Source organism: Nonomuraea sp. NPDC049784, from assembly GCF_040659615.1.
Taxonomy (GTDB): Bacteria; Actinomycetota; Actinomycetes; order Streptosporangiales; family Streptosporangiaceae; genus Nonomuraea.
The window spans coordinates 1-7,710 of record NZ_JBFAMX010000497.1 but is presented as its reverse complement, the minus strand read 5'-3'; the positions used below and the strand labels follow the sequence as shown (position 1 = coordinate 7,710).

Here is a 7,710-nt window from a genome sequence, read left to right as displayed (position 1 = left end):
GCACGATCGCCGGCCGCGTGCAGCACCTTGACCGCGACCCGGCTGCCGTCAGCGTCGTAAGCGTCGTACACGACGCCCTGCCCGCCCGAACCGAGCCGCCCTGCCAGCCAGTAACTCCCGATGCGCTGGGGATCCCCCGCGCTCAGCGCTTCCATGGCGGGTTAGATGTCCTTTTCTTCGCGGAGGTTGTCACAGTAAGGGAGCCTGGCCCCGCCGTCCTCGCATGACCCAGAGAATCAACGTCGCGAAGAACATCCCCGAGGCATACGACCACGACCAGTAGCGGCGGCGAGGCGGCGCTGCTCAGCTGTATGCGAACAGGTCCTGCCGAATGCCGAACGCCTTGAAGAGGTAGTCGCGTGATGCTTCGAGTTCGTGTCGGAGACGGCCGAGGTCCGCGCTGAGCAGGCATCCCTGCCACTTGCGGACCATGCCGGCGACGATCACGGTCTCGACGTTGCTGCGGTCCATCAGCGAGACGACCGCCCCTGGCACGCTGTTGAGCGGGGCCACGTTGAGCGCGGTGGCGTTGAGCAGGACGATGTCGGCCTGTTTGCCGCGTGTGAGCGTGCCGGTCTTGCCGTCGAGCCCAGGGTGCTTGGCGCCGTCGATGGTCGCGTAGCGCCCCCGCCGAGGATTGCCACGTCGGTGGGCACCCGCAGGCCGCGCGCTGGATCATCTCCTGCAGCGCTCCGAGTTGTCCGCGCCTGGACGAGTCGCTGGAGTCCATCCTGCGGGAGCGGCTGAACGCGCCCGTGCGTATGGGGTACGAGCTCGCCGTGATTTCCCCACTCTCCCGAGCGGAAGTGGGTCACTAGGTAAGTGAGGTGCACGTTCATCCGGGTGAGAACAGCGTTAGCACCTGTCTCAGGACAAGGTCTGCTGCAAGAAGTAGACGATCAGTGAGGCCAGGATGCCCAGGACGTACTGCAGGATTGCCGCCGTCCTGATCGGCAGCGTGCGCAGCGTGGCGAAGTAGGCGTACGCCTTGAGGTCCTCCTCGGACCTGCCCACGCGGGCGAGCGCATCGGACGAACTGCCGGCCGATGCCATCAGCGGCGAGATCACCTCGTCAAGGTGGCGGCGCACCATCCGGGACAATGTCACGTACGGCTGGACGCCCACGTACAGGGCGATCGCGGCGGCCAGCACCGGGAAGCCGAGCAGGAAGGCGTAGAGGTAGGGGCCGGGGTTCTGGGCGGCCAGTACGATCGCAGCGGCCTCGATGCTGACGACGCCCAGCGCCATGGCCGCCGAGACCAGCACGTAGCAGTGGCACAGCCGCACGATCGCGAACGTGCCGGCGGGGTCGATCCACGCAAGGCGGAGTCGGGTGTACGTGCGCAGGCGCAGCGGCGGCAGGTCGGCCACCGTGATGAGCCAGTAGAGCGTGTTGCCGCCGAGGAAACCCATCCAGCAGTTGTGCAGATAGACGGCCGCGTTCGGCTCGACGACGTCGCCGGGTTGCACTGCGGTGAGCGCCAGCATCACCGCCGAGGCGGCGGCGCCGGCGAACGCAGACAGGAGCTGGGTGGGCGCTCTCATCCGCCGTCGGAGCCAGCCGATCAGCTGATCCCTCTCCGGTGAGTCGGCGATGAGGTCGCTGAACGGGGCGACGAGTTTCCCGGCATGCCTCCAGGCGCTCCAGGCGAGAGTGAGCATGGCCACGCAGACGACCGTCGTCGACATGACGTACAGGGTGCTCCGCACGTTGTCGAAGGCCTGGTCGGGCGCCACGAACATGAGCGCGAGATCGGCGAGGTAGGGCCAGGAGGCCATCGCCAGCACGGACACGCTCGCGGTGAACCAGTTGGCCCGGGCGCCGGGCAGGAGCGCCGCCACACGCCGGGCGAGAGACACGATCACGGCTCGGCGGTAGCCCTGTTCCAGGGTCTCGGCGAGGCGATCGGCAAAGCCGGGAACGGCCCCGTCGGCCCGATCGGCTAGAACCGGGCTTTCCATCATCTCACCGGCCATGTCACGCCCTAAGGTAGGAAGCTACCGTGATCACTGCGCTCTCCAGCAGCACGCGCCGGCGGCCAGGGCCTTGCGGATGGATATCCTCATGACTCTTCTGGGAATTCCGGAAACGATCTACTGACGAGTCGTAGCCTTCCCCACGCCGGTGACCGTTCGACAGTCCATTCGGTGCTCATTTCCTGCCCACGCACCGGTCGCACGGAGCACAGGCAGCACCGTCGCCCGTTCGCATCGGGCAGGGCGGACCAGCCGCCAAAGGGCGGCGAACTCCGGACTGTGTTCCAGCATCGAACCGAGCACCTCTCATACGCGTGGATGGTGCGGATCCTGCCCGTGCAGCAGTCGGAAGCGGGCCACCGTGTTGACCGCGGCGGCCTGCCAGGCACGTCGCGTCCATGGAGCTACGCCCTGCCCGAGAGAGTGACCTGGGCGACTTCGCAGCCGGCACGCCGCTCGACCTGCCGGACGCGCCCGCTTCGACCCGGACACACCCGCCCCGGTGCGGTTCCTATCCAGAACCGACCCGAGCGCGGCATACAGCGGGTGCTCTTTGTCCTGGAAATGGACAGCGAATGGCCTGGGAACTGGTCAGGCGAAGAGCCGACACTCGGCAGGCTGGTCCTGCGACGGCGAACACCGTGCCGCTAGCGGTGCTGTCTCCGTGCCACTGAGGAAGGCTGATCGATCGTGAGTGAACGCGTGCGCGTGGGTGTGCTGGCGGGTGGGCCGTCCGCTGAGCATGAGGTGTCGCTGCAGTCGGCGCGGGCCGTGCTCGATGCTCTGCCGAGGGATGTGTACGAGCCCGTCGCCGTCATCATCGATCGGCGGGGCAGGTGGCCGGTGGAGCTGCGACGGGATCTGGTGGACGTGGTCTTCCCTGTGCTGCATGGGCCGTTCGGTGAGGACGGCGTCGTTCAGGGGCATCTGGAGGCGCTGGGCCTCCCGTACGTGGGCTGCGGCGTCCTGGCCTCGGCCGTGGGCATGGACAAGGTCGCGATGCGGCGCATGTTCCTGGCGGAGGACATTCCCCTCACCCCGCATGTGTGGTTCACCGAGTACGAATGGCGCGCCACCACCGACCACTGGGGTCTGGTGAAGTCGCTCGACTGGCCGATGTATGTCAAGCCGGCCAACATGGGCTCCTCCATCGGCATCTCGCGGGTCACCTCCATGCAGGAGCTGCGTACGGGTGTGGAGCTGGCGCTGGCTTACGACCGGGTGGTCGTCGTTGAGCAGGGCGTGAGCGCGCGGGAGCTCATCTGCGGTGTGCTCGGTGGCTATGACGTGCCGGAGGTTTCGGTGCCGGGCGAGCTCATCGTGCCCGGCGCGTGGCTTGACTATGAGGCCAAGTACCTCAGCCGGGCCGAGATCGCCACGATCCCTGCCGTGCTGCCGGAACGGGTGGCCGAGGAGGTGCGTGAGCTGGCCCTGCGCGCCTTCCGGGCGATCGGTGGCTACGGCCTGGCCCGTGTCGACTTCCTCTATGAGCAGGACACGGGACGCCTGTATGTGCTGGAGATCAACACCATGCCCGGTTTCACTTCCCGTTCCGTCTACGCCAGGGCCTGGGCGGCAAGCGGTGTCCCGTACCCGGACCTGCTGGGCCGCCTGATCGACCTCGCGTTCGCCAGGAGCGGCTCGTGATCCCCATGACGCTGAACGAGATCGCGCAGGTCGTCGGCGCACGCCTGTGTGACGTGCGCGACCCGCAGGCGCTGGTGACGGCGCCCTCGGCGGTCGACTCCCGCGAGGTGGTGCCCGGCGGTCTGTTCGCCGCGACGGTGGGCGACCGCGTTGACGGTCACGACTACGCGGCCGGTGCGATCGTGGGCGGCGCCGTCGCCGTGCTGGCCTCCAGGCCCGCCGGGGTGCCCGCCCTCGTGGTCGAGGACGTCCAGCTCGCGCTCGGCCTGCTGGCCAGGCATGTGCTCGCACGCCTCAGCCCGACTGTGATCGGCCTGACCGGCTCCGTGGGCAAGACCACGACCAAGGATCTGCTGGCCCAGGTGCTCGAACGGCACGCGCCGACGGTCGCCACCGACAGGTCGTTCAACAACGAGCTCGGGTTGCCGCTCACGGTGCTGCGTGCCGATGCCACCACCCGATACCTGGTGCTGGAGATGGGTGCGGGCCGCAAGGGCGACCTGACGTATCTGACCGGGCTGGCACCGCCCCAGGTCGGGCTGGTGCTCAATGTCGGCACCGCACATGTGGAGCGGATGGGAGGCGGGCTCGCTGACGTGGCCGAGGCCAAAGGCGAGCTGGTCGAGGCGCTTGCGGCGGACGGGTTCGCCCTGCTCAACGCCGACGACCCGTACACCGTGGGCATGGTCGGCCGTACCAGGGCCCCGATCCTGTTGTACGGCAGGTCGGCGAAGGCGGCGGTGCGAGCCGAAGACGTGCGGATGGACGAGCGGGCGCGAACCGCGTTCGAGCTGGTGACGCCCTCCGGCCGCGCCCCGGTCGCGCTCGACCTCGTAGGCGAGCACCAGGTGAGCAACGCCCTGGCCGCCGCCGCCGTCGCCACCGCACTCGGCCTGGGCGTCGCCGAGATCGCCGATGGGCTGAACGCCGCACGGCGGCGCTCCGCGGGCCGGCTGGAGATCGTCGAACGACCTGACGGCATCACCATCGTCAACGACGCCTACAACGCCAACCCCGAATCCATGCGGGCCGGGCTGCGAGCGGCCAAGGCCCTGGCCGGCACCCGTCGTACCGTCGCCGTGCTCGGCGCGATGGGCCAGCAGGCGCACGCCTCCCGCGCCCGGCACGCCGAGATCGGCCGGCTCGTCGCCGACCTCCGCTTCGACATGCTGATCGCGGTCGGAGCAGGGGATGCGCTCGCGATGGCGGAGGCAGCGCAGTCCTCGAACCAGGGCGTGGCCGTCCATACCGTCGAGGACGTGGACGGCGCCCTCAGGCTGGCCACCGCGCTGCTCGAACCGGGAGACGTGGTGTTCGTCAAGGCCTCCAGCGAGATCGGGCTCGGTGCCTGCGCCCGTGCGCTGGCCGGCGCCTGACCGTTGGCGCCTCGCCGAGGGGCCGAGCCGATCGGCCAAGTCCATGCTGATGCCCTGCCTGGCCGGACTCGACCAGGCCAGTGGCGGCACCGTCACCGTGGCCGGCACCGACCAGCCTGCCGGCACAAGCTAGCGAAACGGAGTTCCATGCGCGCTATCGGTCTCATCGGCGGGTTGAGCTGGGAATCGACGGTGATCTACTACCAGATCATCAACCAGCGGGTACGCGAGCGACTCGGCGGCAGCCACTCCGCCAACAGTCTCATCTGGTCGGTCGACTACACGACCGTCGAGGACCTCATCTTCGCCGACCGCTGGGACGAGGTGAGCACGCTGCTGGCCGGTGCGGGCAGGAAACTGGAGGATCTCGGCGCCGAGGTCCTGCTCGTCTGCAGCAACACCTTCAGCCGGGTGAGCGACGACGTGGCGCGGACGGCGAGCGTGCCCGTGCTGCACATCGCCGACGCCGTGGGCGCAGAGGTCCGCGCCAGGGGGATGCGCAAGGTCGGCCTGCTGGGCACCAGCTTCACCATGGAGCAGCCCTTCTACCGGGATCGGCTGGCCGCCCACGGCTTCGAGGTGGTCGTCCCGCGGCGTGAGCAGCGGGAACTGGTCCATCGTGTGATCTTCGACGAGCTGGTGCGCGGGGTGATCCGGGAATCGTCCAGGGACGCGTACGCCCGGATAGTCGCCGATCTCGCGGACGACGGCGCCGAAGGCGTCATCCTCGGCTGCACGGAGATCGAGCTCCTGATCGGTGAGAAGGACACCGCCATCCCGGTGCTGCCGAGCGCTCGGCTGCACGCGGAGGCGGCGGCCGGCTTCGCGCTGGCCGACTGACGACACGTTCACGACGCGTTGGTGCCGTACAGCTCCCGGTGCCACAGGTCGGCGCAGATGCGTTCGATGCCAGCCGTCAGGTGGCGGCGGTAGGTGGTGAAAGGCAGGCCGAGTTGTTCGGCGGCCAGTTCCTGGGTGGGCGTGCCGTGCAGGAACGTGACGGACAGCGCCCGGTGGAGCTTGACCGAGCGCGGATCCTCGCGCAGGTCGTCGATCGCCTGGCGGAGCAGGTCACCCAGTGCCGTGGTCGGGTCCCGCCCGGCCGGGTCCTGCCTGGCCCGCTCGGCGATCAGCCGGGTGCGCGTCAGCGGGGATGTGGCCAGCGCGCCTGGCCGTGTCAGCTGGCGCAGCGCCTTGCGGACCGCCTCGGCGAACTCGGTCTGGGACAGCACCGCCAGTCCCGCCGTCGCGGCATCCGGGCCGTCGGCAGAACCGGCTACGAGTTGCTGGTTCATCTGCTCCAGCCACGCCTGCGCCGGGACCGCGCGCCAGTCATGAACGAACAGAGTGTAGGCGTCGTCCCCCAGCCGCGGCTGCTCGCAGATCTCACGCATCCCGTAATGCCGTAACCGCTCCACCCACGCGTGGTCCGGCCGCCGTATCGCGATATATGACCATGCCATCCGCTCAGCCCGCAGACAATTGCCGATCATTCGCCACTGGATCAAATCCATCACCGGCGAATTCCTGCGATACTGCGGCAGCGCCCATAGCCGGCTGACCGCCAGATGTTCACCGGCGCGCAACGGCGTGGTGGCGCGCGCATGCGCCCACGCCGCGGCCACGATGGGATCGGCCGCCAGCTCTTCCTCATCGAGCTCGGCCAGACGCAGCCACGTGGAGAAAGCCACGGGCTCGCCGGTTTCGGTCCGTCGATACAGGCGGAACGCCTCCGGCTGACGTTCGGCCCAGAAGGCGGCGCGGGCAGCGGAGGCCGCGCCCTCCGCTGCCGTCGCCACCCGGACCAGCGTGCCGACGTCCTCCTGGCCCAGCAGCTCTTCCTGGAACTCGCCCTCGTCGCGGCAGCGGTGGAAATCGGTCAGTGCCCCGTTGCCGCGATGCAGGTAGAGCAGTGCCGCCACCGCGCTGAGCACGTCCGCATCGCTCGCCGTGCGCACCTTGTCCGCCAGATGCGCATGAATGCGGTCGTGCATCACCGCATACCCCTCGGGATCCCGCCAGCGCAGGTCCGCCTCCAGCAGCTCCCGCACCACGTCATGCGGAAAGAGCCCGAGACTGCACGACTCCACGAACGGCAGCCGCCGCAACCACCTGAACAACGTCCCGGCGTCCTGCGGCAAGGCCGCCCGCAGCAGAGCCTCCGTCGTCATGTGCGCATGCGCGCAGATCTCCAGAGCATGCCGATGCGCCGCCGACGGCAGCTCGCCCACCAGCTGATCCAGCAACGTGGCCACCACGTCCTGATTCGGCATCCACCGCCTGCTGGCCGCGCCGTCCTTCACCGCCACGGCCGCCCCCAGCAACAACGCCAGCGGATGACCACCGGCAAACGCCAGCAGCGGCTCGCGCAACTCGGCCGGCACCCCGCAGGAGTCCATCAGGGCCTGCGCGTCTTCGGCCGGCAGGTCCCGCAGCGCCAGCACCTCCAACGCCCCCGCCCATCCCGGATCGGCCTGCCACCGCATGTCCGGCGGGTATCGCCCCGCGATCACCACCAGCGCCCCCATGGGCACCCGCGGCAGGAACCGGTCGCGCAGCCATCCCTCCAAGCCCTGAATGCGTTCGAAGTTGTCGACCAGCAGCACCGCGTCCGCATCACGGAACACCAACTCGGCCTCGGCCCCGAACGCCGCCGGTGACGGCTCCAACGTGCGCCCGTCCACCGCCGACACCGACCGCCCCGCCACCG

General features: G+C 69.2%; 6 protein-coding genes. 3 read left to right on the top strand and 3 right to left on the bottom strand.

The window, feature by feature from the left end:
* Positions 1-303 precede the first annotated feature (303 nt).
* Positions 304-612 (bottom strand): amidohydrolase family protein, encoded by a 309-nt coding sequence (locus AB0J09_RS49380; protein ID WP_360707857.1) that lies wholly within the window; start codon positions 610-612, stop codon positions 304-306.
* Between the two features lie 255 nt (positions 613-867).
* Positions 868-1,977 (bottom strand): hypothetical protein, encoded by a 1,110-nt coding sequence (locus tag AB0J09_RS49375; RefSeq protein WP_360707852.1) that lies wholly within the window; start codon positions 1,975-1,977, stop codon positions 868-870.
* A 690-nt stretch (positions 1,978-2,667) separates the two neighbouring features.
* On the opposite strand from AB0J09_RS49375, the gene AB0J09_RS49370 reads away from it, so the two are divergent.
* The 3 genes from AB0J09_RS49370 (at position 2,668) to AB0J09_RS49360 (ending at position 5,840) form a co-directional block, all read left to right on the top strand.
* On the top strand, positions 2,668-3,624 hold the full coding sequence (locus AB0J09_RS49370) for a D-alanine--D-alanine ligase family protein (protein ID WP_360707849.1): 957 nt from the start codon (positions 2,668-2,670) through the stop codon (positions 3,622-3,624).
* Positions 3,625-3,629: 5 nt separating this feature from the next.
* Positions 3,630-5,000 (top strand): UDP-N-acetylmuramoyl-tripeptide--D-alanyl-D-alanine ligase, encoded by a 1,371-nt coding sequence (gene murF, locus AB0J09_RS49365; RefSeq protein WP_360707854.1) that lies wholly within the window; start codon positions 3,630-3,632, stop codon positions 4,998-5,000.
* A gap of 147 nt (positions 5,001-5,147) precedes the next feature.
* A complete protein-coding gene (locus AB0J09_RS49360) occupies positions 5,148-5,840 on the top strand; it encodes an aspartate/glutamate racemase family protein (protein ID WP_360707846.1) in 693 nt (230 codons plus the stop codon).
* Between the two features lie 8 nt (positions 5,841-5,848).
* On the opposite strand, the gene AB0J09_RS49355 is transcribed toward AB0J09_RS49360, so the two are convergent.
* Positions 5,849-7,606 (bottom strand): hypothetical protein, encoded by a 1,758-nt coding sequence (locus tag AB0J09_RS49355; protein ID WP_360707843.1) that lies wholly within the window; start codon positions 7,604-7,606, stop codon positions 5,849-5,851.
* Between the last annotated feature and the right edge of the window lie 104 nt (positions 7,607-7,710).

Coding starts and splice junctions, on each gene's coding strand:
- AB0J09_RS49375 (WP_360707852.1), bottom strand. CDS start 1,977: ATGGCCGGTGAGATGATGGAAAGCCCGGTTCTAGCCGATCGGGCCGAC.
- AB0J09_RS49360 (WP_360707846.1), top strand. CDS start 5,148: ATGCGCGCTATCGGTCTCATCGGCGGGTTGAGCTGGGAATCGACGGTG.
- murF (WP_360707854.1), top strand. CDS start 3,630: ATGACGCTGAACGAGATCGCGCAGGTCGTCGGCGCACGCCTGTGTGAC.